Source organism: Limnothrix sp. FACHB-1083 (assembly GCF_014696485.1).
In the GTDB taxonomy this organism is placed as follows: Bacteria; Cyanobacteriota; Cyanobacteriia; order CACIAM-69d; family CACIAM-69d; genus CACIAM-69d.
Window position 1 is genome coordinate 17,599 of the sequence record NZ_JACJQD010000002.1, and the last position, 26,434, is coordinate 44,032.

21 protein-coding genes are annotated in these 26,434 nt (G+C 56.8%); 8 read left to right on the forward strand and 13 right to left on the reverse strand.

Going from position 1 to position 26,434, the window contains the following annotated elements:
- Nucleotides 1–82: 82 nt before the first annotated feature.
- Entirely contained in the window at nucleotides 83–1,099 is a 1,017-nt protein-coding gene (locus tag H6F46_RS02070; protein WP_099533043.1) for an ABC transporter ATP-binding protein, read from the reverse strand.
- 355 nt (nucleotides 1,100–1,454) lie between these two features.
- The gene (locus tag H6F46_RS02075; protein ID WP_099533045.1) at nucleotides 1,455–2,480 is read right to left on the reverse strand and encodes a DUF2325 domain-containing protein; all 1,026 of its coding nucleotides are present in this window, start codon (nucleotides 2,478–2,480) and stop codon (nucleotides 1,455–1,457) included.
- A 259-nt stretch (nucleotides 2,481–2,739) separates the two neighbouring features.
- Between H6F46_RS02075 and H6F46_RS02080 the strand changes: the two genes are divergently transcribed.
- Nucleotides 2,740–3,948 carry an aldo/keto reductase gene (locus H6F46_RS02080; protein WP_190353380.1) on the forward strand — a complete coding sequence of 403 codons (1,209 nt, stop codon included), beginning with the start codon at nucleotides 2,740–2,742 and terminating at the stop codon, nucleotides 3,946–3,948.
- Nucleotides 3,949–4,144: 196 nt separating this feature from the next.
- On the opposite strand, the gene H6F46_RS02085 is transcribed toward H6F46_RS02080, so the two are convergent.
- Nucleotides 4,145–4,627, reverse strand: coding sequence for a TerB family tellurite resistance protein (locus tag H6F46_RS02085; RefSeq protein ID WP_099533047.1), 483 nt, complete (start codon nucleotides 4,625–4,627; stop codon nucleotides 4,145–4,147).
- 168 nt (nucleotides 4,628–4,795) lie between these two features.
- Here H6F46_RS02085 and H6F46_RS19505 point away from each other — a divergent pair, with 168 nt between their 5' ends.
- Complete coding sequence (locus H6F46_RS19505) at nucleotides 4,796–4,927, forward strand: hypothetical protein (protein WP_255508862.1); 132 nt, start codon at nucleotides 4,796–4,798, stop codon at nucleotides 4,925–4,927.
- A 40-nt stretch (nucleotides 4,928–4,967) separates the two neighbouring features.
- Complete coding sequence (locus H6F46_RS02090) at nucleotides 4,968–6,182, forward strand: M20 family metallopeptidase (protein WP_099533048.1); 1,215 nt, start codon at nucleotides 4,968–4,970, stop codon at nucleotides 6,180–6,182.
- Nucleotides 6,183–6,304: 122 nt separating this feature from the next.
- On the opposite strand, the gene crtB is transcribed toward H6F46_RS02090, so the two are convergent.
- The 9 genes from crtB to H6F46_RS02135 all read right to left on the reverse strand — a co-directional run bounded on the left by crtB (nucleotide 6,305) and on the right by H6F46_RS02135 (nucleotide 16,434).
- Nucleotides 6,305–7,279, reverse strand: a complete 975-nt coding sequence (crtB, locus tag H6F46_RS02095) for a cyanoexosortase B (RefSeq protein WP_190353381.1) — start codon at nucleotides 7,277–7,279, stop codon at nucleotides 6,305–6,307.
- 171 nt (nucleotides 7,280–7,450) lie between these two features.
- Nucleotides 7,451–7,915 carry a CBS domain-containing protein gene (locus H6F46_RS02100; RefSeq protein WP_190353382.1) on the reverse strand — a complete coding sequence of 155 codons (465 nt, stop codon included), beginning with the start codon at nucleotides 7,913–7,915 and terminating at the stop codon, nucleotides 7,451–7,453.
- A gap of 129 nt (nucleotides 7,916–8,044) precedes the next feature.
- Entirely contained in the window at nucleotides 8,045–8,821 is a 777-nt protein-coding gene (nth, locus tag H6F46_RS02105; RefSeq protein WP_190353383.1) for an endonuclease III, read from the reverse strand.
- A 51-nt stretch (nucleotides 8,822–8,872) separates the two neighbouring features.
- A complete protein-coding gene (locus tag H6F46_RS02110; RefSeq protein ID WP_199291350.1) occupies nucleotides 8,873–10,138 on the reverse strand; it encodes a gamma-glutamyl-phosphate reductase in 1,266 nt (421 codons plus the stop codon).
- A gap of 4 nt (nucleotides 10,139–10,142) precedes the next feature.
- Nucleotides 10,143–10,535 (reverse strand): hypothetical protein, encoded by a 393-nt coding sequence (locus H6F46_RS02115; protein WP_099533052.1) that lies wholly within the window; start codon nucleotides 10,533–10,535, stop codon nucleotides 10,143–10,145.
- A gap of 805 nt (nucleotides 10,536–11,340) precedes the next feature.
- On the reverse strand, nucleotides 11,341–13,497 hold the full coding sequence (locus H6F46_RS02120) for a polyribonucleotide nucleotidyltransferase (protein ID WP_190353384.1): 2,157 nt from the start codon (nucleotides 13,495–13,497) through the stop codon (nucleotides 11,341–11,343).
- Between the two features lie 305 nt (nucleotides 13,498–13,802).
- The gene (locus tag H6F46_RS02125; protein WP_190353385.1) at nucleotides 13,803–15,107 is read right to left on the reverse strand and encodes a hypothetical protein; all 1,305 of its coding nucleotides are present in this window, start codon (nucleotides 15,105–15,107) and stop codon (nucleotides 13,803–13,805) included.
- Nucleotides 15,080–15,508 carry a DUF2203 domain-containing protein gene (locus tag H6F46_RS02130; protein WP_190353386.1) on the reverse strand — a complete coding sequence of 143 codons (429 nt, stop codon included), beginning with the start codon at nucleotides 15,506–15,508 and terminating at the stop codon, nucleotides 15,080–15,082. The genes H6F46_RS02125 and H6F46_RS02130 overlap by 28 nt, the downstream gene beginning before the upstream one ends.
- A gap of 332 nt (nucleotides 15,509–15,840) precedes the next feature.
- Nucleotides 15,841–16,434, reverse strand: a complete 594-nt coding sequence (locus H6F46_RS02135; RefSeq protein ID WP_099533057.1) for a peroxiredoxin — start codon at nucleotides 16,432–16,434, stop codon at nucleotides 15,841–15,843.
- Nucleotides 16,435–16,525: 91 nt separating this feature from the next.
- Between H6F46_RS02135 and pip the strand changes: the two genes are divergently transcribed.
- Both pip and H6F46_RS02145 read left to right on the forward strand, forming a co-directional pair.
- Nucleotides 16,526–17,476 (forward strand): prolyl aminopeptidase, encoded by a 951-nt coding sequence (pip, locus tag H6F46_RS02140; protein WP_190353387.1) that lies wholly within the window; start codon nucleotides 16,526–16,528, stop codon nucleotides 17,474–17,476.
- Between the two features lie 87 nt (nucleotides 17,477–17,563).
- Complete coding sequence (locus H6F46_RS02145) at nucleotides 17,564–17,782, forward strand: NAD(P)H-quinone oxidoreductase subunit O (protein WP_099533059.1); 219 nt, start codon at nucleotides 17,564–17,566, stop codon at nucleotides 17,780–17,782.
- Nucleotides 17,783–18,334: 552 nt separating this feature from the next.
- Here the strand turns inward: H6F46_RS02145 and H6F46_RS02150 are convergent.
- Complete coding sequence (locus H6F46_RS02150) at nucleotides 18,335–20,053, reverse strand: methyltransferase domain-containing protein (protein WP_190353388.1); 1,719 nt, start codon at nucleotides 20,051–20,053, stop codon at nucleotides 18,335–18,337.
- A 573-nt stretch (nucleotides 20,054–20,626) separates the two neighbouring features.
- On the opposite strand from H6F46_RS02150, the gene H6F46_RS02155 reads away from it, so the two are divergent.
- The 3 genes from H6F46_RS02155 to H6F46_RS02165 all read left to right on the forward strand — a co-directional run bounded on the left by H6F46_RS02155 (nucleotide 20,627) and on the right by H6F46_RS02165 (nucleotide 26,318).
- Complete coding sequence (locus tag H6F46_RS02155) at nucleotides 20,627–21,379, forward strand: peptidylprolyl isomerase (RefSeq protein ID WP_190353389.1); 753 nt, start codon at nucleotides 20,627–20,629, stop codon at nucleotides 21,377–21,379.
- A 250-nt stretch (nucleotides 21,380–21,629) separates the two neighbouring features.
- Nucleotides 21,630–24,698, forward strand: coding sequence for an ABC transporter transmembrane domain-containing protein (locus H6F46_RS02160; RefSeq protein ID WP_190353390.1), 3,069 nt, complete (start codon nucleotides 21,630–21,632; stop codon nucleotides 24,696–24,698).
- A gap of 81 nt (nucleotides 24,699–24,779) precedes the next feature.
- Nucleotides 24,780–26,318, forward strand: a complete 1,539-nt coding sequence (locus H6F46_RS02165) for an HlyD family efflux transporter periplasmic adaptor subunit (RefSeq protein ID WP_099532034.1) — start codon at nucleotides 24,780–24,782, stop codon at nucleotides 26,316–26,318.
- Nucleotides 26,319–26,434 lie beyond the last annotated feature (116 nt).

Here is a 26,434-nt window from a genome sequence, read left to right on the forward strand (position 1 = left end):
GGCTTAGGGGAATCTGGAGGGTAAGGGTGAATATGGAGAACTAGATGGAGAACTGGAAACTCTGGAAGGAATGGTCTGAGGCCTAGCGCATATTTTGCTTGCGGGCCAGCTTAGGATCCCGATCGCCCGCTGCCAAATCCGCATCGAGCAATGTCCGGCCCGTCGCCGCCAGATAAACATCATCCAAACTCGGGCGCGATTGGGCAATGCCAAACACCGGCAACCCCGCCTGTTCCAAGGCCTGCTGCACCAGGGTCAACCCCCGATCGAGATCATCCACCACCAAATTCAGCGTATTTCCCTGGCTCCGGTTGATCATCGCATCCTTGACACAGGGCAGCGCCGTTAGCAGGGTTTGGGCCGTTTCCGCCTCGGCAGCGGGGGTAAACTCCCGAATGCGCAGGGAAATGCGATCGCCCCCCAACCGAGCCTTCAACTCCGACGGTGTGCCCAGGGCAATCACCTGGCCCTGATCCAAAATCGCCACCCGATCGGCCAGCGCATCAATCTCTTCCAGGTAATGGCTGGTGATCAAAACCGTTGTCCCCCACTGGGGCAACTTCCGCAAAAACTCCCACACGGCCATCCGGCTTTCGATATCCAGCCCCGCCGTGGGTTCATCCAACACCAGCACATCTGGCTCGTGGAGCAGCCCCGTGGCCAAGTCCAGGCGCTTGCGAATGCCGCCGGAATAGGTTCCCGTTTTGCGATCGAGCCAGTCGCCCAGCCCCAGCAGATCCGCCATGGCTGCAATCCGCTGCCCGATCGCCTCGCGTCGCAAGTGATAGAGCGCACCATGCAACTCCAGCATTTCCCGCCCGGTCAACACCTTGTCCAACGCAGCATCCTGAGCCACATAGCCCAACCGCTTACGGGCCGATCGGGGTTCCCGCAACACCGACACCCCCGACACAAAAATTTCTCCCCCGTCCGGCTGGGCCAAGGTACAAAGACAGCGAATCGTGGTGGTTTTGCCCGCGCCGTTGGGCCCCAACAGGCCAAAAATCTCGCCGGGTTTCACCTCCAGCGATACGTGATCAACGGCGGTAACATCGCCATAGCGTTTTTGTAGGTTCCGAATCGCAATTGCAGGGGTCATAGGCCGCGCGAGAGTCAGGGGCGATCGCCCGGCCCCAGGGTCTGACACCGTTGGATAGCAACCAGAACAGAGACCGGGGCTGGCAGGTAGCTAAAACAGCAGCCGAAAACCGGAGCAAGGCAAGACGAGCAGGATTTCTCAGGAGCCGTCTTCCAGGGAAAAGCTCTCCAGGGAGATTGCGCAGGAAATTCCTTGGATCATCGGCAGGGGCTAGATCCTCCCCACTCCGGCGATCGCACCCCCTCGCCATTCCTCAACAAATCTTCAAACTGATGCGCAATCCATTCTAAACCGCCGGGCAACGGCCGGGGCCGCCGGCCCGCCAACCAACGCTGAACCCAAGGGGCGATCGCCCCTAACCCCCCAAGCGCTTCGCCAGCAACTTCGCCTTCAGCCCAAACTCGATCGTCTCCAGCAGCTTGGTCATCCCCGTGGTGTTCACCATCTCCGGTGAAATGCCCATTTTCTTGGCTGACTGAATCGCCTTTTCCGTCAAGGAATGGCTGGCATAACCGGTCACGATGATCACCAAGTCCGCGCTGGAGATGTGGCTTTCCCCCTGCTGAGCCATGTTCAGACCCGCCTGAGCCGTACACCAAACCAATTCCACCTTCGATTCCCGCAAGCGATTGCGCACCGCCGACTCCAAGCGATCGTGGCCCCCAAAAACCACCACCTTACCCGCCAACTCCGAGTAGGGATTGGGACGGCGCTCAGACGATCGATGCCGCGTTTGGGGCCGCACATCGGGACTGCGCTCCACCCGCGCCCGATTCTGCATCGCCTTTTCATAAATAAACATCAGCGTCTGTTCATCATTGCCCCGACGCTTGGCCACCGGCCCTTCTTCACTGTGTTGGTTAATTTGATCCATCAAGGCTTCCAGCACTTCCGTGAGGGCATCGATCGCCTTCAGGTCATGCATATAACCCCGAATCGCCACGGCCGCGTCCGTTGCGCTATAAAAATCCTGCTGGTCGCGAATCATGTCCAGCAGGTCTTCCCTTAGCTCATAGCGCCACCGGTTTGTTTGATCCAGTAAGCGTTCCTCAATCAGTCGTTCTTCTTGCAAAATCAACTGCCGATCGGCCGCTTCTGAAGCCAAGCGCGGCGCATCGGCCAGTTGCTGCAAAATATCCGCTTCCTTCTCTTGGAGTTTGCGGCGGGTTATGCTGTCGCCAAACTCATCGGCCGGCAACTCTTTGAGGGTGGTTTGCACTTGCGCTAACACCGCGTTCAACCGGGCTTCGATTTCCGCAAGGGCATGTTGATAGTATTCGTCTCGCTGCTTTTCTAGGCGTTTCGCTTCTAGCTCGACCTTTGCCGCCGAAATCAGGTCTTGGACGGAACTTTCGAGTTCATTCAGTTCTGTGATATCCATGGGAAGACTCCTAACACAAGGGGTTGGGGATTAGGAAATGGGCGGCCATTTTAAACATGACTTAATCCTATCGCTTCCCTTCAACGGTGCGTTATGGGCCACGGATCCAGTCCGCCCCAGCCAACATGGCTGAACTGGCGATCCGGCGCGGCATTCAGCATCGCTGTCTAGCATGGGGTATGGCTGTCTAGCATTGGGTTATTGAACCTTGCCACGCATTCCCTTGTTTCTAAAACAATTCCTCAGATCCCAAAAACCCATGCTTTATCGACGGTTTGGGCGCACAGAGCTATCGATGCCGGTGTTTTCCTGTGGTGGAATGCGCTACCAACAGGCCTGGCAAGACCTCTCACCCACACAAATTGACGCGGCGGGCCAAGCCAATTTGGCCGCCACGATCGAGCGGGCCCTTGCTTTGGGCATTAACCACATTGAGACGGCGAGGGGCTATGGCAGCTCCGAGATGCAACTCGGTTGGGTGCTGCCGCAATATCCCCGCCAGGATTTGATTGTGCAAACGAAGGTGGGGCCTGCTGCCCAGGTGGCCGACTTTGAGCGGGACTTTGAACAGTCCATGGGCTACCTCAAGCTCGACTATGTGGACTTGCTGGGCATTCACGGAATTAACACCCGTGAGCATTTGGACTGGACGTTGCGGCCGGGGGGCTGCCTCGATCGCGCCAGACGCTGGCAGGCGGAGGGGCGAGTGCGGTTCATTGGATTTTCCACCCACGGGCCCCTGGACGTAATTATGGAGACGATTCAGTCCAACCAATTTGATTACGTCAATTTGCATTGGTATTACATCAACCAAACCAACTGGCGGGCGATCGAGGCGGCCACCCAGTTGGATATGGGCGTGTTTATTATCAGTCCAGCCAATAAAGGGGGGCTGCTATACGAGCCATCGCCCAAATTGGTGGAACTCTGCAAGCCCCTGAGTCCGATGGTGTTTAACAATTTGTTTTGTTTAAGCCATCCGCAGGTGCATACCCTGAGCCTGGGGGCCGCTCGGCCTAGCGATTTTGATGAGCATCTGAAAACCCTGTCCTTTTTGGATCAACCGGGTCAGTTGCTGCCCATGATTACGCGACGGTTGGAGCAAGCGGCGATCGAGGCGTTTGATCGCGAGTTTGGCCCCGGAGAAGGGAAGGCCTGGCTGCGCACTTGGGAACAGGGGTTACCAAAGCCGGAAGAAGTGCCGGGCGAAATCAGTGTGCGGACGATCGTGTGGCTTTGGAATTTGGTGAAGGCCTTTGACATGGTGGCCTATGGCAAGATGCGCTACAACCTGTTGGGCAATGGGGGCCACTGGTTTCCGGGGCAACGGGGCGATCGCCTGTCGGAGCTAGATTTGCGCCCCTGTTTAGCCCGCAGTCCCTATCCCGATCGGGTCTTGAATATTCTGACGGAGGCGCACCAGTTACTGGCGGGCGGGGCGGTGAAGCGCCTTTCGCAATCGTCTTAGCTGAGGTCTTGGGGGAGATCTTGGCGGAGGTCTTTGTTGAGATCTTGGCGAAGGTCTTAGCAGAGGCCTGATCAGTATTTTGGGAGACTGATCAAGCACCAACCCTCGCGGGGACAAGGGGCTTAAGCCCCTTGTCTGGGTCAGATCTGGGGGGCAGGCGGCGGATCGTTGCTTCCGGTCTGCTCCCGATCGAGCCTTAGGACAGGTCGGTTTCTGCGAGCTTTTGAGCCAAGAACTCAATTAGGTCTTGCTTGGAAGCCCCGGCCTGATTGCTGTTCGATTCAATCCGTTTCACCACGTCCGGCGACAGGGCCAACAGCCGCACCAATTCACCATAGGCGGCAGATTCTTCGGCATTAATCACCGCTTCATCGGGCGTGCGGGCGCTGGAGGCAATGGTTTCATAGGCCAATTCCAGGGCCAATTCTTTGTCAGCGTCGTTGGTGAGCTTAGGCACAATTTCTGCCAGGGGCAGATTTTGCACCAAATATTCCCGCAAGTCTTGTTTCAGTTCGATCGATTGTTGGCCGTCGCGGGCAAACAGTTGGCTGAAGCGATCGAGCATCACTTCAATTTCTTCGTCGGCCAAATGTCCGTCGGCCCAGGCCATGGCAGCAACCACCCGCAGCAGGTTCATTTGCTTGGGGGCGATCGGGGGAGGTGGTGGCGGTTTTAGCATGGTGGCTCCCTCCGGTTTGGGATCCGGTGATTAGCGCTGAATTCTCTTTTCGATCTAGCCAATGGCCAGGGCGATCGGGGCGTTCTGGATCAATTCGCGATGGAAGTTGATGAAAGTCCACAATTGATCGTCACCGACCGTCACCTTGGGATGATTGCATCAAGATTTATGGCAGATCTCAGGGTTTCCAGACCGAGTACTTTCCGCATTTTCAAGGCGATCGCGCTGTTTTGGATTCTGCCCCTGTCCCGATCGCTCTCCCGATCGCGGTTCGTACAAGGCCCAACGGAAAAACTCTAAGCTAAGGTCTAAGGAAAATCTAAAAAGTATCTGAACTTCCGTGATTTCCACCTTACCCACCGCTCCAGGAATTGACCTATCGAAGTTACGGTTAGATGTGCGAAATTTGTTGCCGCAGTTGGTGTCTTGGCGGCGACAGTTTCATCAATACCCAGAGTTGGGATTTCAAGAGGCCCTGACGGCCGCTTTTGTGTGCGATCGCCTGCGAGAGTGGGGTATTGATTACCAAGCGGGCATCGCCAAAACCGGCATTGTGGCAGTCATTGAAGGCAGCCAACCGGGCCCAACCATTGCCTTGCGGGCCGATATGGATGCCTTGCCCGTGCAAGAGCAAAACGAAGTGCCCTATCGATCGCGCCACGAGGGCAAAATGCACGCCTGCGGCCACGACGGCCACACGGCGATCGCCCTGGGCACGGCCTATTATTTGGCCCACCATCGATCGCAACTGGCCGGAACCATCAAGCTGATTTTTCAGCCAGCCGAAGAGGGGCCCGGCGGCGCAAAGCCGATGATCGAAGCCGGGGTGCTGCACAATCCCGATGTGGATGCCATCTTTGGGTTGCATTTATGGAATAACTTGCCGCTGGGTACGGTAGGCGTGCGGCCGGGGCCATTGATGGCGGCGGTGGAACTGTTTGCTTGCACCCTGTTTGGGAAAGGCGGCCATGGAGCCATGCCCCACCAAACGATCGACTCGGTGTTGGTGGGGGCGCAAATTGTCACGGCCCTGCAAACGATTGTGGCTCGCAACATTGACCCGATCGATTCAGCAGTGGTGACCGTGGGCGAATTTCACGCGGGCACGGCCAAAAACGTGATCGCAGATCAGGCCCGCTTGGCCGGCACGGTGCGCTATTTCAATCCGGCCCTAGAAGGGGTGATTCGGGAGCGGGTGGAGTCGATTATTGCGGGCATTTGCGCCGCCCACGGGGCCCGGTACGAACTGGACTATCGATCGATTTATCCGGCCACGGTCAACGATCCGGCCGCAGCCGATCGGGTGCGACGGGTGGCCGAAACGGTGATTGAAACGCCGATCGGGGTTGTGCCCAACTGCCAAACCATGGGCGGTGAGGATATGTCCTTTTTCCTGAAGGAAGTCCCCGGCTGCTATTTCTTTGTGGGGGCGGCCAATCCCGATCGGGGCTTAGCGTTCCCCCATCACCACCCCCGTTTTGATTTTGATGAAACGGCGCTGGCCATGGGAGTGGAGTTGTTTTTGCGGATCATCGAATCCTTTAACACGCCCTAAACTCAAAGTCCTAGGCCCAATCTCTCCACTCCCGATCTCGCCACGTCCCGATCGGGGGGGCAAGGGTCTGAATCCCTTTTTCTAGGGTTTATCTAGGGTTTTGCAGCCCCAGGAGCCGATCGCTAGAAATCGGGATCTCGTTCTGCGGCTTCCGATTCATCCTCCGGCGCGATCGGGTCAGGTCGGGGCGCAACCTTCGAGGGCGATGGGGCCAGGGCAGCATCCGGCCCTTCGCCCACAAACCGCTCAATGATTCGGAACCAAAGCACCACAGTCAGCAACATCACGGCTGAATACAGGTCGCCGCCGGTTCCCTCATGCATGAAGTCGAACAGGCCATCCTGACCCGTACCGTGCAAGTAGGCCAAAATCGTGTTCCGAAAGACATTCATCAACACGCTGATGACCGTGGTTCCCACCAAAAACAGGGCGATGGGCGATCGCCCCCGCACCGTGCCGCACCAATAGATGGCCATCAGTCCCACATACCAACAGGTCAGGAGCATTTTCAGGCCCGCGCAGTGGGGAGCCACTTCCACCGCCCGATCGCGCACGTAGAGATAAATGCCCTCCACCTGCGCTTCCAGTCCCACTTGGTTCAGCAAAAAACCAGCCATGGCGGCAATGAACCGCTGCAACCCCACCACGTAGGGCGAAATGAGGTAGGGAACCTCGTTGGGCGTGGCCAGGGTGGTGAAGACCAAGGGGGCCGCCATCAACCGCCAACCGGCAGCCCCTTTCCAAACACCACAAAGCCCCCAGAGGGCGATCGGGAACGACAGGTTCACCCAATCGGCCACGCCGCTCAGGTAAAACGCCACGCTCAACCCCAATAGCCCCCAGCCCACCGGGTGCGATCGATCCGCCAATCGCTGCCAGCGCGATCGCTTTTCCCATGCCAAATAGGCCGCAAAGGGCAACCCAATCAGGCCGTAGCTGAAATATTCATGCTCAATGCTGATGTCTTTGGTGAGCCAACCGCGCACCCAATGCACCAACAGCGGCCCATAGGCCAGGGCCAAGCAGGCCGCCCCCGCTGGCAACAGGGCCCGATCGAGCCAGTCAGAACGATTTGCAACGGGGCGATCGGCAGTCATGAACTTCAACCTCAGCGATCAGCAAATTCCAGCGGCCTCTTCCAAAATGCCACAGCCGCCGAACCCTAACCACTGTTGATGCTGGGCGATCGGCCACAAATCCGGCTCGATCGGCCCAAACGGTTCAAGATCATGCCTCAGCCATCACTCAACAGCCCAGACAATGCTGGCCTATTGCAGCCCGTTGGCCATGGCTCGAATGATGTCGCCCCGAGTCAGGATGCCCACGATCGCCCCCGCATCATCTACCACGGGCATTCGGTGAATATTGCCTTCCAGCAAATGCCGCGTGGCATCGCGCAGCAATGTATCGGGCTTGGTGGTTTTCACCCGATCGCTCATCACATCGGCCACCGTACTGCCCAAGGCCTTGTGCAATTCCTTTTCAAATTGCAGGGGATTTTTGAGATAAATCACACTGTCCAAAATGGTGATGAACGGCGGCACATCCACGCCGGTCTCTTGCCACATCAGATCGCTTTCCGACACGACCCCAATCAACTGCCCCGCTTCATCCACCACGGGCACGCCGCTAATGCGCTGTTCCGCCAGGAGTTTGATGACCTCGACGAGGGAGGTGTCACGACGGACGACGATCGGATCGCGGCTCATTACATCGGCAACCGTTGCAGCCATTCGCTCGATCCCTAAATGCTTCTGCCCTCATTCTAGGACAGGCGATCGGTTGGAGAGCGCAACTGGTAACGATTTGACACGCTCTGTGGCCCCAGCTCGGAAGCGAAGGACTCGATCGCTGAACGGAGGCTAGGGTTTGGGGGGCGTTTTGGTCTTAGCTGTGCTGGAACTGGCTTTGCTATTAGATTTGCTGCTGGTTTTGCCGGTCGATCGGGCAGTGGATTGGGGTTTGGCCTTGGTTGTCGTTGCACCCAGTCCCTTTTGGGGACACAGATCCGCCAACTGGCAGCGATCGCAAGCCGGTTTCCGGGCATCGCAAACGGCCCGCCCGTGATAAATCAGCCGAATCGACCAATTTTCCCAGTCCGGTTGGGGCAACAGCCGCATCAAATCGCGCTCAATCCGCACCGGATCCTGATGCTCAGTCATGCCCAAGCGATAGGCCAGGCGCTTCACATGGGTGTCCACCGTCACGCCCGCATTGATGCCAAAGGCGTGGGCCAGCACCACATTCGCCGTTTTACGCGCCACCCCCGGCAGCAACAGCAGTTCCTCCATCCGCTTGGGCAGTTCGCCGCCAAATCTGTCCAGGATCATTTGGCAAGCGCCCTGGATATTCTTGGCTTTGTTGCGATAGAAGCCGGTCGATCGCACCAAGGCTTCCAACTCGGCCCGATCGGCCCCGGCCAGGGCCACCGCGTCGGGAAACCTTGCAAACAGCGCTGGTGTGACCAGGTTCACCCGCTCATCGGTGCATTGGGCCGACAGAATTGTCGCCACCAACAATTGCACGGGGGTTTCATAATTCAGGCTGCATGTGGCATCGGGATAGAGCACTTTCAGGCGATCGAGAATTTCGATCGCCACCTGTTGTTTGGCGGCCCACTTACGAGTGCTTACCGGCATGGTTGGGAATCAGTTGAAAGGAGCCTGAACGAGTCAAACCAAGGGGCCAAATTAGCCGTCCCCTTGGACAATTTGCTTGATGGTGGTCAACATGTCCAGGCCGATCGCCCCGCGTCGATAGCCCTTTTGATTCGACATACCCAAAAACACCGAAGCACTACCCCGGGGATTGCGCTGGAATCGGGGTGAGGCATTGATGTAGGTGGAGGCGCTGTCGAGGCGGGAAGCAAATTGGTGGGCTTCTCGATAGGATTCGGTGGCGATGCAGTCCGCATGGCCGCTGCTTTGGGTGTGAATCACCGCGATCGCCTCTTCCACGCTGGCCACGGTGCGAAACGCAACGGTTTTGGTTAAATAGGGCCGATTCCACTCATCATCGGCCGCCAAGGGCAAGTCGGGAAAATCCTGTTGCAAATGGGCATCGACCCGCACTTCAAACCCATCCGTTTGCAAGGAGCCAAAGAGCACCCCCAGCATCGATCGATTGTGGCGCTCGTGAACTAGCACCTTTTCGATCGCGTTCACCGCTTCCGGATCGCCCTGGTGGCTGTCGGAAATGGCCCAACGCACCACATCTAACTCGCCGGACAGGGCCCAGTAGAGATAGCAATTGCCGATCGCTGCGCCCAGAATAGGCACGGTGGCAAACTGACTGGCCTGTTGCACCAGCTTTGGCCGGCCATAGGCCACAATCAGGTTCAAGTAGCGCTCCTGGGCCAGCAGGTCGCGCATGGAAATATCCCGATCGGGCGGAATGGCTGTGACACATTCGGGCGGCAATTCTCCAGCCGTCAGCCCATCGGTGAGGGCCGCCGCGATCGCCGCGTTGGTGTGCTTGGTGTCGCTGCTGCCATACAAAATCATGCTGTTGCCGGTTTTGATGCCCATGCCCGCCGCGATTGCCCCCAGTTCCGGCAGGCCCTCATGCACCAGGGCGATCGTCCCCAGGGGCATCAGTTGGCAATAGCTTTGTAGGTATTGGGTTTGGTGGGTGGCGCGAATGGCCTGTCGGGTGGGGTCGGGCAAATCCGCCAGCCGATCGAGCATATCGGCCACCTGTTGCAGTCGATCGGGCGTGAACTTAATCCACAGGGACGGCAAGCCGCTGTTGGCCTTTTCGCGGCTGGCTTCCAAGTCCAGCGTGTTGGCTTCCAAAATTTCGTTTTGGGCGGCTCGCAAAGCCTTGGCCATCACCTTCAGCGCCCGCGATCGCTCGCCACCACGCATGGCCACCAGGGCCGATCGCCCTCGGGCCGCCGCCGCCAATGCCCCAAATAAATCCAGCGCTCCCGAATTAACCAGGGGATTTCCAACCATAATCTCAGCGCCGGTATGCCAGCCATAACAACAACAGCGGTAGCCCAATCACCAGCAATCCCGGCAACAGCCAAGCCGCCGTGCCTGCCAGTCCTTTGACAATCAGGGGCAACCAAGCCAACACCAAGACAAATCCAGCCCAAAGGGTAATGGGCAAATAATTTTCACGCAAGGGTGGACGCACGGAGAGCCAGCGCGTTCCTGTCCATCGCCACAGCCGTCGGTAGATTGCCCCAGAAGACACCTGCTCAATTTGATCGCCCGATTCGGTCACCACAAAAATTTGCTGGCAGCGATCGCAGCCAAATGCGTCCATGAGTGCGATCGGCCGCAGGGTGCCCCGTTGCCGACAGGGACAAGGGTAGGACTCCGTTAGCTCAATCTGAGAAGTCTTCAACGATCGCCCGATCGCCCGGTGGGAATAAACGACTTGGCCAGGGGTTTCTCATGCTCTTAGCTTAACAGGGCCGCCCCAGCCGCAAGGAAACACCCCTGATCCAAACCCCAATCACCCGCGGATCCCATCCGAATTCCATAGGAGTTCCATAGGCGTTCAATACGAATTCAATCTTGATTCAAGACTCAAGACTCAAGATTTAAGATCCAAGATTCAACCGGCTTCGGTTTTGTTTCAAGTTGATTTCAAGGCTACAAAAGGCGGCTCATGTCCGCATTTCACCACAATTCGAGCCGAATACCAACCGTCAAAAGGCCACGCGCTGGCAAAGTCGGGCTTGAGCAAATTCTTTGGTTAATATGGAGGCTTGACCCCACCCATGGGGAACATTCCCACAAGGATGAGGTCAGGCATCGAGAGATTGGTAACAGCGGAGGGAAGCGTCACAACGAAGATTCCCTCCGTTCTGCTAAGGAGCTATGGTCAAGGATTTCGGGAGCTGAGTCCTGCGATCGCCATCATCATTCCCTGTGATTCTGGTTAACCTCGCTAGTGATTTTTGCCTAGAGGCCTGACGGCATGGGGCGATCGGCGTTTTTGTTCGATCGCCTGCAATTGTTGAGCGCCGTTCTGCAAACAATTCAGAACCAATTCAGAACAATGCCCACAAAAAACCGGAGATCGAACAGTCGATCTCCGGTTTCAGGTTGGTTAGCCCTCATGCAAGAGCCATGGAATTGGCCCCATACCTCTCGCCACTGGACTAATAGGAGAGGACGGGGCGGGGGATTTCAGCCCAAGTTCCTTAGGTGGCCGCCGCTTCGGCCGCATCGCGGGCCGCCGCCGCTTCGTCGGGGTGGATGCCCAAACGGGTCAGGTTAATCCGGCCGCGATTGTCGATTTCGCGCACCTTGATAATCACCTCATCACCCACGGCCACCACGTCTTCGACTTTGCCCACGCGCCGATCGGCCAGTTGGGAAATGTGGATCATGCCTTCTTTGCCGGGCAGGAATTCCACAAAGGCCCCGATCGGGATCGTGCGGGTGACTTTGCCCACAAACACGCTGCCCACTTCGATCTTGCGGGTCATATTTTGGACAATTTGGGCCGCGCGCTTGGCCTTTTCGCCATCGTTCGAGGACACAGTGACTAAGCCGCTGTCTTCGATGTCGATTTTCGCGCCGGTTTCTTCGACGATGCCCTTGATCGTTTTGCCGCCGGGCCCGATCACCATGCCGATGTCGCTCGGGTCGATCCGGAAGGTCAGCAGGCGCGGGGCAAACTTCGACAGGTCGCCACGCGGTTGATCGATCGCCGCCATCATCTTTTCCAGGATGTGCAGACGCGCCGGGCGGGCCTGTTCGATCGCCTTGGCGATCGTGCCCATGTCTAACCCGGTGATCTTCATGTCCATTTGCAAAGCAGTGATGCCGCTGTCGGTGCCCGCCACCTTGAAGTCCATGTCACCCAGGAAGTCTTCCAGACCTTGGATGTCCGTCAGGACGCGAATTTCGTCGCCTTCCTTAATTAGGCCCATCGCTGCGCCGCTGACGGGCTTGGCGATCGGCACACCGGCATCCATCAGGGACAGGGTAGAGCCGCAAACCGACCCCATGGAGGTGGAGCCATCGGAGGACAATACTTCCGACACCACGCGCAACACGTAGGGGAAGGCATCCTTGGGCGGCAACACGGGAACCAGGGCCCGTTCTGCCAAGGCCCCGTGACCGATTTCCCGGCGACCGGGCGATCGCATCGGGCGGGTTTCCCCAACCGAGTAGGGCGGGAAGTTGTAGTGGTGCAGGTAGCGCTTCTGCTCGTCCGGGTGCAGATCGTCCAGTTCCTGGGCATCGCCGGGAGTTCCCAGCGTCACCACGGACATCACCTGGGTCAAGCCCCGTTGGAACAGGCCGCTGCCATGGACGCGCGGGGGCAACACCCCAGCCCGGCAAGAGACCTGGCGCACTTCGTCCAGTTTGCGCCCATCGACGCGCACGCCATCTTCAACAATTTGGCGACGCATCAGGGATTTGGTGACGGCCTTGAAGACCTTGGGCAGGGCCTTGGGGTCGGCGGTGGCGGCCACTTTGATCGCGTCATCGTCGGCCCGATCGGCAATTTCCTGGGCCACGGTGGCTTGCAGGGCATCTAAGGCCGCGTCGCGCCGGGTTTTGCCCAGCTCAAATTGCGACAAGATGCCTTTGATTTCGCTTGTGGTGCGCGATCGAATGAAGTCTTCGAGGGTGGTGTCGATCGCGGGGGGTTCCGCCGTCACCAGCTCTAGACCCAATTCAGCGATGATGTCCCGTTGCGCTTGGATCAGGTCGCGCACGGCTTCATAGCCAAAGTCGATCGCCTCGATGATGTCCGCTTCGGGCAGTTGATTCGCCCCCGCTTCCACCATCACCACGCCATCGGGCGATCCGGCAACCACCAGATCCAATTCACCCTTTTCAATTTCCGCATAGGTGGGGTTGATGATGAACTCGTCACCCACCAAACCCACGCGCACCGCCGCCATCGGCCCCTGGAAGGGAATTTGGGCCAGCAAGGTGGCGATCGAAGCACCCGTCACGGCCAGCACATCCGGCGGCACGTCGGGATCGAGGGACACGGTGGTGGCCACCACTTGGATATCGTCGCGCAACCAATTCGGGAACAGAGGGCGCAGGGGGCGATCGATTAAGCGCCCGGTCAAAATTGCCTTTTCGGGCGGCCGGCCTTCGCGGCGTTGGAAGCTACCCGGAATGCGACCGGCGGCATACAGCCGTTCTTCGTAATCAACAGTGAGGGGAAGAAAATCAATGCCCTCGCGCGCTGAGGAACGGGTGGCGGTTACTAACACTGCGGTATCGCCCGACCCAATCAGTACCGATCCACCAGCTTGGGGTGCGAGCAAACCGATCTTCAGCCGAATATCCCTTCCATCAAAGGATATTGACTTGTCAATTTCTTGCATGAATGATGATGATCCTTGGAGATTCTTTCTATTACTGTGGCAATCCTAACACCGTTTGTTAGATACTAGACCGTTTGTTAATTCACGGCCAACTGTCTCGACAAAACAACGTAAAACAAGACTCCATAAGGATTTAGACCCGATCGCCTCGGTGGCTCATTCAGCCGATCGTTCCCCTTCGGGTTCCACTCACCTACCCGATCACGGTTCATGATCCCGCCCCCGATCGAAGCGTTGATTCCAAGGGCAATTTCCCACAATAATTTCCCAAGACAATTCGGATTTCTAACGCAAAAGCCAATCCTTTAAGGGGCTGGCCGCAGTGGCCCCGATCGCCCATTGTTCCCCCGATCCGGCGCTCCATTCAAAACCGGTGAGGGCCAACCGGCGATCGGGGTTAAATTCCAACGCAGCCAGGCATCCTGGGCCAAGTCCAGGGCGATCGCGGCGGCTCCATAGCGGTTGATGTGGCTGGGGTCTGCGAAATAGTCGTGGCGATCGGGCCAGCGCAACAACCAATCTTGAACGGTTAACCCCTGATCCCGCAGTTGTGCCAAATAGGTCTGGAATTCCCGTTCATAGGTCAGCCGGGCCGGATCCAAATAATCCTGACTGAGGGGCAAGTTCACAAAACTCAGGCGAATGCCGCGCGATCGAGCAAAGGTGATCAACTGGCGCACTGCTCGATCTTGAACACCGCCTGCCAACTGAAAACCGCTGTACATATCGTCATAGCGACCGGGCACTTTCGGAAATTGTTGGTAGTAGCGATCGGGCGCAAAACGGCGCAAATCAGCCAAAAATCCCAGCCGATCGAGTTCTGGCTCTGGGCGCAGTGGCAAGGGTGGTTGTCGTTGAAGCCAACCGGGCATCAGGCCGGGCATCAGGGCCGCGCCGGGATAGGTGCTGCTGTTGAGGGTCAGGGATGGCAACCCGTTGACCGATCGCCCCCAAGGAGATTCCCGCCACCGCGCCACAGACCAGGGGTGACCGCCCCGGGCGCGGGCCATGGCCAGTTGTCGAAAGCCCTCGGAAGCCGCAATGCTGGCAAAGGTGCGATCGATCCGACCACTGTTAAAGGCCCGCGAGCCATCGCCCCAAACCACCACCCGAGGCAACCAGTCCGGCGGAAACAAATCCATCAGCAACCAGCGCACCACCTGGGCCGTTGCGCCGTTAATGCCAAAGTTAAACACCCGCACGGGCCGCCGCAGGGTTGTTGACAACGAACGGGCCAAAACCGTCGGGTCAATGCCCTGGAGCGATCGGGAACTGCCCACAATCAACAAATCCGGCGGCTGGCCATGGGTCGCCAAATATTGCCGATAGAGCCGCAACTGCGATTCCAACCGAGGACTCCCCCACCGGGCGCGATCGAGCGAAACCGGCGATCGCGGAGTCAGGGGCCACAGGGGCCGCCGACGCTCCGGGGGCAAGGGCGCTTCCCAGTTTTTGAGCAAGGTTTGCGCATCCAGGGTTTGCGCATCCACGGGGGGTTGAGGCGGCTCGATCAGCCGATCGGCATCAGCTCGATCGATCCCCAAACCCAACAGAACCGCCCACACCAGCGCCCCACCCGCCATTAACCGGCCCATAGCTTGAGCAACCAACCCAACACCACTCCCAAACTGCCAAACCGCACCGCTTGCCAAAACACTTCCTTTAAACCGCTGTCCGCAAAGAGGCGACTTTCCAAGGCCAAGTCCAACTCTTCCAGCTCCCGCTGCAAGGTCTGGATTGTTTGCGTTAATTCGCTGCGAATTTCTCGATCGCGCGCCCGGGCCAAATCCGCCCGCACCACTTCCACCTGATGGCCCAAACTGGCTCGCCGCTCCCGATCGGCCCGTACCTGCTCCAGGCGCGATCGCACCTGGCCCATGGCGGTTTCCGTTGCCGCTAACCGATCGCTCAACTGGGCTAAAAAAGCCGAAAACTCCGCCTCCTCAGACAAAGGCTCCTTAGGCAAAGGATCCGGGCGATCGGCAGATGATGGGGATGGGCGACGACTCATTGGACAGCCTTGAGACCATTCAGCAGGGCAATTCATCCCAAAGTCTACCGAATCGATCGAACCCCAATCCCGAACGCCCAACTAACAAAAAAGTCGCCATCTTGCCAAAAGATAGCGACCCTCTCTCAGGAGTCAGTTCAGCCAACCTCGAAATGATGTCCAAGAAATAATCTCCAACCCTACAGGTCGATCGAGAGGTTTTGGCTCATCAGTCGATCGGGTTGGGTTCCTAGGAAGGAGGAGCTTGAGCCACCATTACCCAAGCCTGAGGGCAATCGCAACGGTGGCCATCAGCCGACCAATTCCGGCCAAAACGCCGAAATTTGCGTCAATTACAGGGCGGCGAAATAGTCCTTCGACTTCACAGGATCCGGATTCATCGTCTTTTCGCCCGGTTGCCAACCAGCGGGGCACACTTCATCGGGGTGAGTTTGCACGTATTGAATTGCTTGCAGCACGCGCAAGGTCTCATCCACGCTGCGGCCGAAAGCCAGGTTGTTGATGGTGGCGTGTTGAATCACACCTTCCTTGTCAATAATGAACAGGCCGCGCAGGGCAATGCCTTCTTCGGTCAGCACGTTGTAAGCGGTGCTGATTTCCTTCTTGATGTCCGAAACCAACGGGTAGCTCAGATCGCCCACACCGCCGGACTTGCGATCGGTTTGGATCCAAGCCAGGTGCGAGAAGGCGCTGTCCACCGAAACGCCCAATACTTCGGCGTTCAGTTGCGAGAACTCAGCGTAGCGATCGCTGAAGGCCGTGATTTCCGTGGGGCAGACAAAAGTGAAGTCCAGGGGATAGAAAAATAGGACTACATACTTGCCACGGTAGTTCGACAGCTTAATTTCTTTGAACTCTTGGTCAGAAACGGCCGTAGCGGTGAAGTCAGGGGCAACTTGGCCCACACGGAGGCAACCTTCGGTCATGGGAGTGAGTCTCCTGTTGCGCTGTTTTAGACGAATTACGAACTGTTACGAGAATATCATAGTCATTACGATTTTGACATGACGGATTGCCATGAGTTTATTTCCGCCGATCGACCCCTATCGCCAAGGGACACTGCCCGTTTCCGATCGCCACACCCTCTACTTTGAAGAAAGTGGCAATCCCACCGGCAAGCCGATCGTGATTCTGCATGGCGGGCCCGGCGGTGGCAGCCAACCAAGCTATCGGCAATATTGCGACCCGACCCAGTGGCGAATCGTGCAATTTGACCAGCGCGGTTGTGGCCGCAGCCAGCCCCATGCGGACTTGACCGACAACACCACTTGGGATTTGGTGGCGGATATTGAGCGTTTGCGGGAGCATTTGGCGATCGAGCAATGGGTGGTGTTTGGGGGCAGTTGGGGCAGCACCCTCGCCCTGGCCTATGCAGAAGCCCATCCCGATCGCTGTTTGGGGTTGATTTTGCGGGGAATTTTCATGCTGCGGCCCCAGGAACTGCGCTGGTTTTATCAAGAGGGAGCCAGCCACTTGTTTCCCGAAGCCTGGGCCCAATACCTAGAGCCAATTCCCCCGGCCGAGCGACATGATCTGATGGGGGCTTACTACCGTCGCCTGACAGATAAAAATCCAGCGGTGCGACGACAAGCGGCCAAAGCCTGGGCCGTGTGGGAAGCCAGCACTAGCAAGCTCATTCCCGATGCGGATTTGCAGGCGGCCTTTGCCGATCCCTTTTTTGCGGAGGCCTTCGCCCGAATTGAGTGCCACTACTTTGTCCATGGGGGCTGGTTTGACCCGGCCGATCAACTGCTGCAACGGGTCGATCGGATCCGCCATTTGCCCGCCGTCATTGTCCACGGCCGCTATGACGTGGTTTGCCCGGTGGTTTCCGCCTGGGAATTACACCAAGCCTGGCCGGAAGCCGAGTTGCAGATCATCCCCGACGCGGGCCACTCCATGGCGGAGCCGGGAATTCTGAAGGCATTGGTGGCGGCAACCCAACGTTTTGCCCAACTGAAAGTCTGATCTCAGCTTTAAAATGGGACAATCTGCATCAACCTGAAAACGGTTGTTCTCAGTTAACAATTACGTGCGATCGCGCCATTAACTCCTATGCCCGTCAAAAAAGGTTCCTTTGTTCGTGCCATTCGCGAAAAGCTAGAAAACAGCGTCGAAGCAACCGCCAGTGATCAGCGCTTTTCTTCCTACCTATTTGAAAGCAAAGGAGAGGTGCTAGATCTGCGCGGTGACTATGCCTTGGTGAAGTGGTGCAAAGTGCCAACCCCCAATATTTGGCTCCGCTTGGATCAACTCGAAGAATTTTCAGGTTAATGCTCTAATTGTCTTAAGTCAATCTTGGCTTATTTCATTTCAAAAACTCTCTAAAGTGTCCGATCAGAAACCTTTTGGCTACTGATCGGGCATTTTTCGTTGATCTTAATTTCAAGATAAATCTGGTTTTTCTCACGCATTTTTATTTTTTCAGTGAATTAGATATTTTTGATTTAAATCTTCAATTTTTTATCAAGATCTATCTAGTATTTTAGAGATTGATTTTTTTCATACAGAGCATTTATCGATCATAAATTGAATTTCAAATTTATTGCAATGAGTCAATACAGATAGCAAGAATTTAGAAATTCCTAACTAAGTTTTTATCAAATTCAGATTCATTTAAAGATTATCAAAATCCGAATCTTTAATTCCTCAATTCAGCTCTTTAGCTAGTTGTCGAGATGATCTCAGAAAATTTGAATTATTTATCTTTTCAATTAACAAAATCCAATCAAATAATCCAGCATTCACCCTGGAATCAGTTGCGCTAATGCAGGATCCAGGCTGACTGAAACGGCGGGGACAAGCGAGAGGTCAATAGCCCTGGGGTCAGCCTGCAAATAGATCGGGAATTCGGCGCTGCAAGGCCGCGTTCAACTCCGGCAGGCGATCGCGCAGGGATTGATACCACTCATATCGTTGGCGATAGTGCTGGCACATCAGCCGGTTTTGGGACACCCACTGATAGGCGTTTTGGGTCAGGGTTTCGCGTAATTGGGGGTAGTCAACCAGGGCAGCTAGTTTTTGCTCAAAGTCCGCTGGGCTGTAGTAGAGCAGGCCCGTTTGACCATCGATCAGGGTTTGTTGATAGACCACGGGGCTGGCCAGGGCGGCGGTGCTGTGGGCGGCACACTCAATGAACTTCAAGTCTGATTTCATGCCGTTGAAGCGGGTGCGTTCCAGGGGCAACAGGGCCACATCGCTTTGGTGCAACAGCTCCGCATATTCCTCATAGGGACAGAAGGGGCGGAAGGTTTTGTGGGGCGTTTGCAGGGCTTCAAAAAAGCGGCGATCGTGAATCACATGCACCAGAATTCGATCGCCCCGTTGATTGAGTACGCGGTTAATGCCGTCAATCAGCGGTTTCCAATCGTTTTCCCGGTTTAGGGCCCCAAAAAAGAGGGTGACCGGTCGTTGTGGATCGATGGCGGCGGGTGGCGGCAATTCCGCCAACTGATTGGGAAACACGGCCACATAGGGGTTCACTTGGCGCAGGAAGGCGGCCAGGGGTTCCGTAGAGGTTTGGATGGCGTGGACGCTGCGATAGGCAAAAAAGTCGGTTTTTTCGGTGCGGGCCCAGCGGTAGGGGTCGTCGTCCACTTCCAAGATGATCAGATAACCTCGGGCCAGGAGTTTGCGCTGCTGCACCAAGTCCTGTTCTCGGTTCAAAATTGCCCGTTGCCAAATAAAAATTGGCTCTTCGTGGGCTTGCACGGCTCCGGCGGTGGCGGTGCGATCCTGGGCGATCGCCCGCATTCCGGGAATTCGATTTAAAAACTCATTCGGTTCGGTCACTCGCACTCGTTTGCAAACCTTGGCTTCCATCACCAGGGTTTGGGCAAAGAAGTGTCGCTGGGGCCGATCGCCCGGCCGCATGGCTCGCACCAGGTATTGCACCGAAGCACTTTGCTGATTAAACCGCTGCCGATCGACCCCCAACCGATCCAGCAGCGGCCCGATCGCCTCTTGGAATTTGTCGCGCATTTCGTCGGGGCGACTGCGACCCCGAATTTCTTCAATTTCTAACCCCGCCTGCTGAAAAAGCTGGGTAATGGAATCCTTGGTGAAGAAGCGCAAATGGCCCCGATCGAAAATGCCGTAATCCGCATATTCCCAACGGCCCGACAGCAAATCCACAATGGCTCCCCAATATTGAATATTGGGAATGCAGGCAATCACTTGGCCACCGGGAGCCAGCCAGCGTGCATGGTGGGTCAGGGTTTGCCAAGGATTAATGAAATGCTCCAGCACATCCCCATAGACCAGGCAATCCATACTTTCCGAGGAAATCTCTGCCCCCAGTTGGGGATCTTCTGCATTGCCCACATAGACGCGATCGAGCCGGCCCGCCGCGATTTGGGCCGCCGCTGGATCTTGCTCTAAACCGATGTATTGGGCAAAGGGGTTAATTCGTTTGTAGGCCTGTCCCAAGGCCCCTGTGAAACAGCCCACTTCCACAATCGATCGGGCATCTCCGGGCAGCAGTTTCAACAAATCGGCATTGTGGATGTCGCTGTAGGCCAGGGATGCGGCGGGTTCAGAAGTCATCGGAACAGGAAGATGGCGAGCGATTGAGTGAACAGATCACCGCCCTAGGCTATCGCGCCCGATCGCCCGACACAAGCTACAGCCGCCACCGTCCATCAATGGAACCTCCCCCGGGGGCCCTGCGTCCACAACCTTAGTCCGCCCTTGTGATCTGAATTCGTGATCCAAATTCGTGATCCAAATTCGTGACTCGTGGTCTGATCCATCCCCGCGTTCCGATGCATTCTAGTCAAAGCTTGCGCCCTCTCTTTGCAGTCCCCAAGGCATCTAGCACCCGTTTTTCCAACGCAACAACCCATCCGGCTCGATTCCAGGCGCGATGGTATTCTTTGGAAGACTCATGCTCCAGCCCTTCAGTCACGATTGAATGAGCGGCTTAACCGACCGGGCAACCCAAACACAAAACCGATGCGCACCCCAAAGTGCCACACCACCCCTGTGATGGTTCCCCGATCGCTGCTTAATGGTTAGTTGATGACTGACTGAATCAATTGGCCAATCACCAGTTAGTTGTTAACGTTTCGTTTACACTTTTCGTTCGTTTTGCCTGCAATCGCTGCAAATCAATTCACCATGGCAGGTCTCTTCCAAATTGGTCCGAATGTTATCCAAGCGCATGAGATGCTCTCGCTGCTCAGTCGCTATCACCTGATGCCGCAATTCCTGCGCGGATTGGTGATCGATCGGGCGATCGCCGATGTGGAATTCACCGAAGAAGAACGGCAGCAGGCCGTCATTAACTTTCGGAAGCAACATCGGATTATTGAAGACGCAGACATTGCCCGCTGGATGCAGGAAAACAACCTCTCCATTGAAGGGCTTGAAGAGCTGGCCATTCGGCCCATGCGGCTGGAAAAGTTCAAAGAGTCCCAATTTGGGCGCAAAGTAGAAAACTATTTTGTCAGTCAAAAGAGCCGCCTAGATAAGGTGGTCTACTCCCTGATTCGCGTGCAGGATGAAGGGCTGGCCCAGGAAATTTATTACCGCATTGAAGAGGGCGAGTCTTCCTTCGCAGAAATGGCTCGCACCTATTCCCAAGGCCCAGAAGCTCAAACCAATGGCATTTTGGGGCCCGTGCCTCTGAACCAACCTCACCCCTTCATTGCCCGCATGTTGGAAGTGAGCCAGCCGGGTCAATTGTGGCCCCCGCGCGCCCTGGTGGAATGGTTTATTATTGTGCGGCTGGAACAGTTTTTGCCGTCGCAGCTTGATGAAGCCATGCGCCGACAAATGATCGATGAAATGTTTGAAAACTGGATGCGCGAACAAATTCAAGCCCTCGGTTCGCCCCAGTTACTTTGGGCCGCTTCCGATTCGGGAAGTTGAGGGCGATCGGGATGAGCCAAGGCGATCGCCCGCTACGGTTAGTTTGATCAGGGTCAATTTGACCCATCCAATTTGACCAATTTTGATTCAGCTCCTGACTCCGCAAATGATCCATAAAAACGATCCATAATTTGCGCAACCGTTAGCTAGCCCTGAACCCATGCGCTGATTTGGCTCTCAATCCCAATCGCTTCCCATCTCGATCGCCTCGCCTAACTGCTTTGACCTGTTTTTGCCCGTGCCTGGAGTTATGACTCAAGCTGCTAGCCATCAGCCCATTCAAGTGTTTCTGGCGGAGATCGATCCGTTCAGCCGCCTCAGCTCCGCCAGTTTGGAACGCTTACTCCAGGGGGCCCAGCTACTGCGCTACCGGGTGGGGCAACCACTGCTCGATCGCCAAACCTTGCCGGCCCAAGTCTTGGTTTTGTTCCAAGGACAAGTGCGGGTTCTGGGGTTTGACGAGCGATCGCAACGGCCCGTCAGCCTCAAACTAGCCACTCCTGGCGAAATTCTCGGTTGGGCTGGGCTGTTGCGGGGCGTGGCCTGCGAAACGGCGATCGCCTCCACCGAAACCACCTGCATCAGCATCCCCGCCGCCGATTTTCTGGCCGTGATGGCCGAAGAAGCCACCTTCCGTCAAGCCTGGGAGTCGCGCTGCAACATCTGTGAACTCTTCGGTCTGCTCAGCCAAGAGCTACAGCGCCAAGCCGATCGACGCGGCAACCTAAAAGACATCACCCTGCGGATGCTCGATGAAGTACAGGTGATGGGCATTCCCGAAGGAATTGTCGATGAGGCCACCCTTGAGCGACTCATTGATCCGCAACTCGTCTGGCTCCTGAGCGGTGGCCAAGCGGAAACCGTCAGCGGCAAACTGATCGCGGGCGATCGACTGCAATGGGCCGGCAGCGGCTCCGTTACCATCACCGGCGGCCATGCGGCCCGCGTCGTTGGGTTTACCCAAGACTGGCTCCGGCAGCGCACCCCCCAAACCGAAGCCGCGATCGCCGCCCCGCCCCCACCCCCGGTTGATATCGTCACCGGCAACGCCGCCCCCGTCACCGAACCGGCTCCCGTTGCGGCAGCTCCGGTTCCCGTTCCCGAAATTCCCTTCGCCCCCGAAAAGCCGCCCGAACTTCCCCGAGAAGCCCTGCTAACCCAGCCCGCCACCTATCCCCATGTGCGGGGGCGGGGGCCCGTCAACGGCACTCTGGCCTGCTTCCAGATGCTGAATGAATTCGTGCCCGGGTTGCAATTCCGCAAAGATCGGATTCGGCGGCTCCTGGAAGATCAACTGCGGGCCACCGGGCAAATCTCCATGCAGGTTTGCGGGGCGATCGCCCAAACCATCGGCTTTCGGCCCCAACTGATCCAAATTTCCGGTGTCCTGATCAATCGGCTAAAAGCACCCGCCCTCACCCCCTGGAAAGATAGCTTCGCCGTCATCTACGACATTTCCGAAACCCGCATCATCCTGGCCACCCCCGAAGAAGGCGTGATGCGCAAGACCCCCCAGCAGTTCCTAGAAAGCTGGGGCGAAAGCGGCATGGTGTTGCTTCTCGAAGCCCCCGTAGAAGAACTGCCGGAAAAATTCGGTCTCAGTTGGTTCGTTCCCTGGATCCTGCCTTACAAACGCGCCCTGATCGAAGTTGTCGTCGCGTCCTTCTTCGTTCAAACCTTCGGGTTGGTGCAGCCGATCATCACCCAGGTGATCATCGACAAAGTGTTGGGCCAAGGCAGCATCGAAACCATGGATGCCCTCGGCTTCTTCATGTTGGGTGTGGCCGTCTTTGAAGGGATCCTCAACATCCTGCGGACTTACCTGTTTGTCGATGCCATGAACCGAATCGACATGAACGTCGGTTCCGCCATCATCAGTCACCTGATGCGCCTGCCCCTGGGCTACTTTGACGTGCGTCGGGTGGGTGAACTGGCGGGTCGGGTCAATGAGCGCGACAGCATTCGGAACTTCCTGACCGGCACAGCCCTCACCGTTTTCCTGAACGCCATCTTCTCGGTGATCTACATCGTCGTGATGGTGGTCTACAGTTGGCTGCTCACCTTGGTAGCCCTGGCGGTCGTCCCCATCTTGGGCGGGATTATCGTCTTTGCCGCCCCGATCATCCGCCAACTCATTCGTCGCCAAGCGGAACGCCGCGCCGACGTGGACTCCTACATGGTGGAAGTGATTTCCGGGGCCCAAACCGTCAAGGCCCAAAACATCGAAACCAAGGTGCTGTGGCAGTGGCAAGAGCGCTATGCCCGCATGATCCAGGCAAACTTCAAAACGATCATGACCGGCACCACGATCGGGGGGGCCACCTCCTTCCTGAACAGCCTGTCTACCCTAGCCCTGCTTTGGGCGGGAGCCTATTTGGTGATTGGCAACCAAATCACCCTGGGGCAATTGATCGCCTTCAAAATCCTGGCCGGAAACGTCACGGGTTCCCTCCTCAGCCTGGTGGGTGCTTGGCAACAGGTGCAGGAGATTTCAATTTCCGTGGAACGTCTGGCGGATATTGTTGACAGCCAACCGGAGTCCAGCGATGCCGATCGCGACAATATCCCCATGCCGGAATTGGTCGGCTCCGTCAAGTTCTCCGATCTCTCCTTCCGCTTTGCAGAAACGGGACCCTTGCAGCTAGCCAACGTCAATCTCGACTTTGCCCCGGGCACTTTTGTAGGAATTGTGGGGGAATCCGGTTCCGGGAAATCCACCCTCATGAAACTCCTCCAGCGGCTATACGCTCCCACCGCTGGCTACATCCAAATTGATGGCTACGACATCAGCAAGGTAGAACTCTACTCCCTGCGCCGACAAATTGGGATGGTGCTCCAAGACACCCTTCTGTTTACGGGCACGGTGCAAGAAAACATCATGCTGGCCAACCCGGATGCCACCACCGAGGAAGTGATTCACGCCGCCAAGGTGGCCGCCGCCCACGACTTCATCATGCAGTTGCCCAACGGCTACAACACCGTAGTTGGGGAACGGGGAACCGGGCTTTCTGGGGGACAACGACAGCGGATTGCGATCGCCCGTACCGTTTTGCAACAGCCCAAACTCCTGATTTTGGACGAAGCCACCAGCGCCCTGGACTACAACTCAGAACGTCAGGTTTGTAATAACCTGGCCGTTGAGTTCCGAAACCGCACAGTGTTCTTCATCACCCACCGCTTGAACACGGTTCTGAACGCAGACTCCATCATCCTGATGGATAAGGGGGCCGTGGTTGAACAGGGAACCCACGAGGAATTGATGGCTATGAAGGGTCGCTACTATTGCCTGTTCCAACAACAGGAGGGGTCGTTTAGCTAGCGATTCCCCCCGTCCTCACCCCGTTTGTTTGTAACCCGTCAATCCTTTCAGTCCTTTCAGTCTGCTATTTGGTGAAACTCAATGCTAAAGGCCTTTATCGAACGGGAAGAGCAACCGGTCTTGCTACAACGGCCGGCATTGCTCGCCAGTGGATTTATTTGGTTGATTGTGACCTTTGTGGTCGGCGGCATCACTTGGGCCGCAGTGGCCCAGATTGACCAGTCCGTCCCGGCGGCCGGTAAGTTGCAGCCCAAGGACTCCACAAAACCGATCAAAGCACCGGCCGGCGGGGTGGTGCGGGAAATTGTGGTCAAAGACGGCGAACGGGTCGAAAAGGGCCAATTGCTCGCCACCTTTGACCCCACGGGGCAGGCGGCGGATGTGCAATCCCTGAAGGCCAACCAGGACTCTCTCGAACGCCAAAAGCAACTGATTCGAGCGGAGGCCGCTGGCTTGGGCTTAACCCGCGAGGGCCAGGCTAGTATTATTGACCTGCAACGCAACCGAGCTGTGCGAGTGGCGGAAAATATCTATCTGCGGGCGCTGCTGCGGGGCGATCGCGCGGCTCCGGCCGGCCAAGCCGGTCGTTTGGCAGAAAACCGCGCGGCCCAAGCTTCTCGACTGTCGCAACTGCAATCGCGCGTGGCGGAACTGAACTCGCAAATCAACGAATTGCGCAGTGATGTGGCCAACACTCGCGCCCAACGACGGGCCATCCAAATTCGATTGGGACAGGCCCAAGAACGCCTGAATATCAATGAGGGAATCATCGCTGATTTGCAGCCCCTCGTTGAAGAAGGGGCCGTTGCCCGACTGCAATTCAAGAACCAACAGCAGGCTGTGTTGTCGAATGCTGATGCGGTGGCAACCCTGGAGGGGCAAATCGCCAGTTTGAATGAGCAAGAAGCTCGCCTCATGGCTTCCATGCAAACCAAGCAGGCGGAAATTGGGACGCAGTTGGCGGAAATTCGCACCACCCAAACCAGTTGGGCGGCGGATTTGGAAAACCGCATTGCAGACAACGATCGGGCGATCGCCGATATCGACACCCAGTTGGCGAAGTCCCGTCTGGATAACCGCCGCCAGGATGCCAACGTGGTCGGCCAGCTTGCCCAGGTGCAAAGCCAATTGGTGAAAGCAGAGCAAGCGGTACGCTATCAAGAACTACGCGCCCCCATTGCTGGCACGGTTTTTGATATTAAGGCTAGCGGTCCGGGCTATGTGGCCAGCCCCACGGAACCCATGTTGAGCATTGTGCCCGATGGCGAGTTGGTGGCATCGGTTTATGTAACCAACAAGGATATCGGGTTCGTGGAAGTGGGAATGCCAGTGGAGGTGAGTGTGGACACGTTCCCTTCACTGGAATTTGGCAGCATCAAGGGGAAATTAGTCTCGATCGGGTCGGATGCCCTAGCACCCACCCAAGAGCGTCCCACCTATACGTTTCCCATTCGGATTGAGCTGGAACGGCAGACCCTGAAAACCAATCGGGGCTTGGAGTTAAAGATTCAAGCCGGGATGTCGGTTTCGGCGCGGATCAAGACCCGCAAGCGATCGGTTTTGGATATCTTCCTAGGTCAATTCAAGTCGCGTGCTGACAGCTTCGAGACGGTGCGCTAAGCTTCATCCTCTTTCAAACAATCAGGACTGCAATGGCAAGCGGGGCGAAGGCAGGGCAACCTGTGCGCCCCGCTTTTGCATGGGTCTTTTCTTGAGTCACTGGGGACTTGCATCAT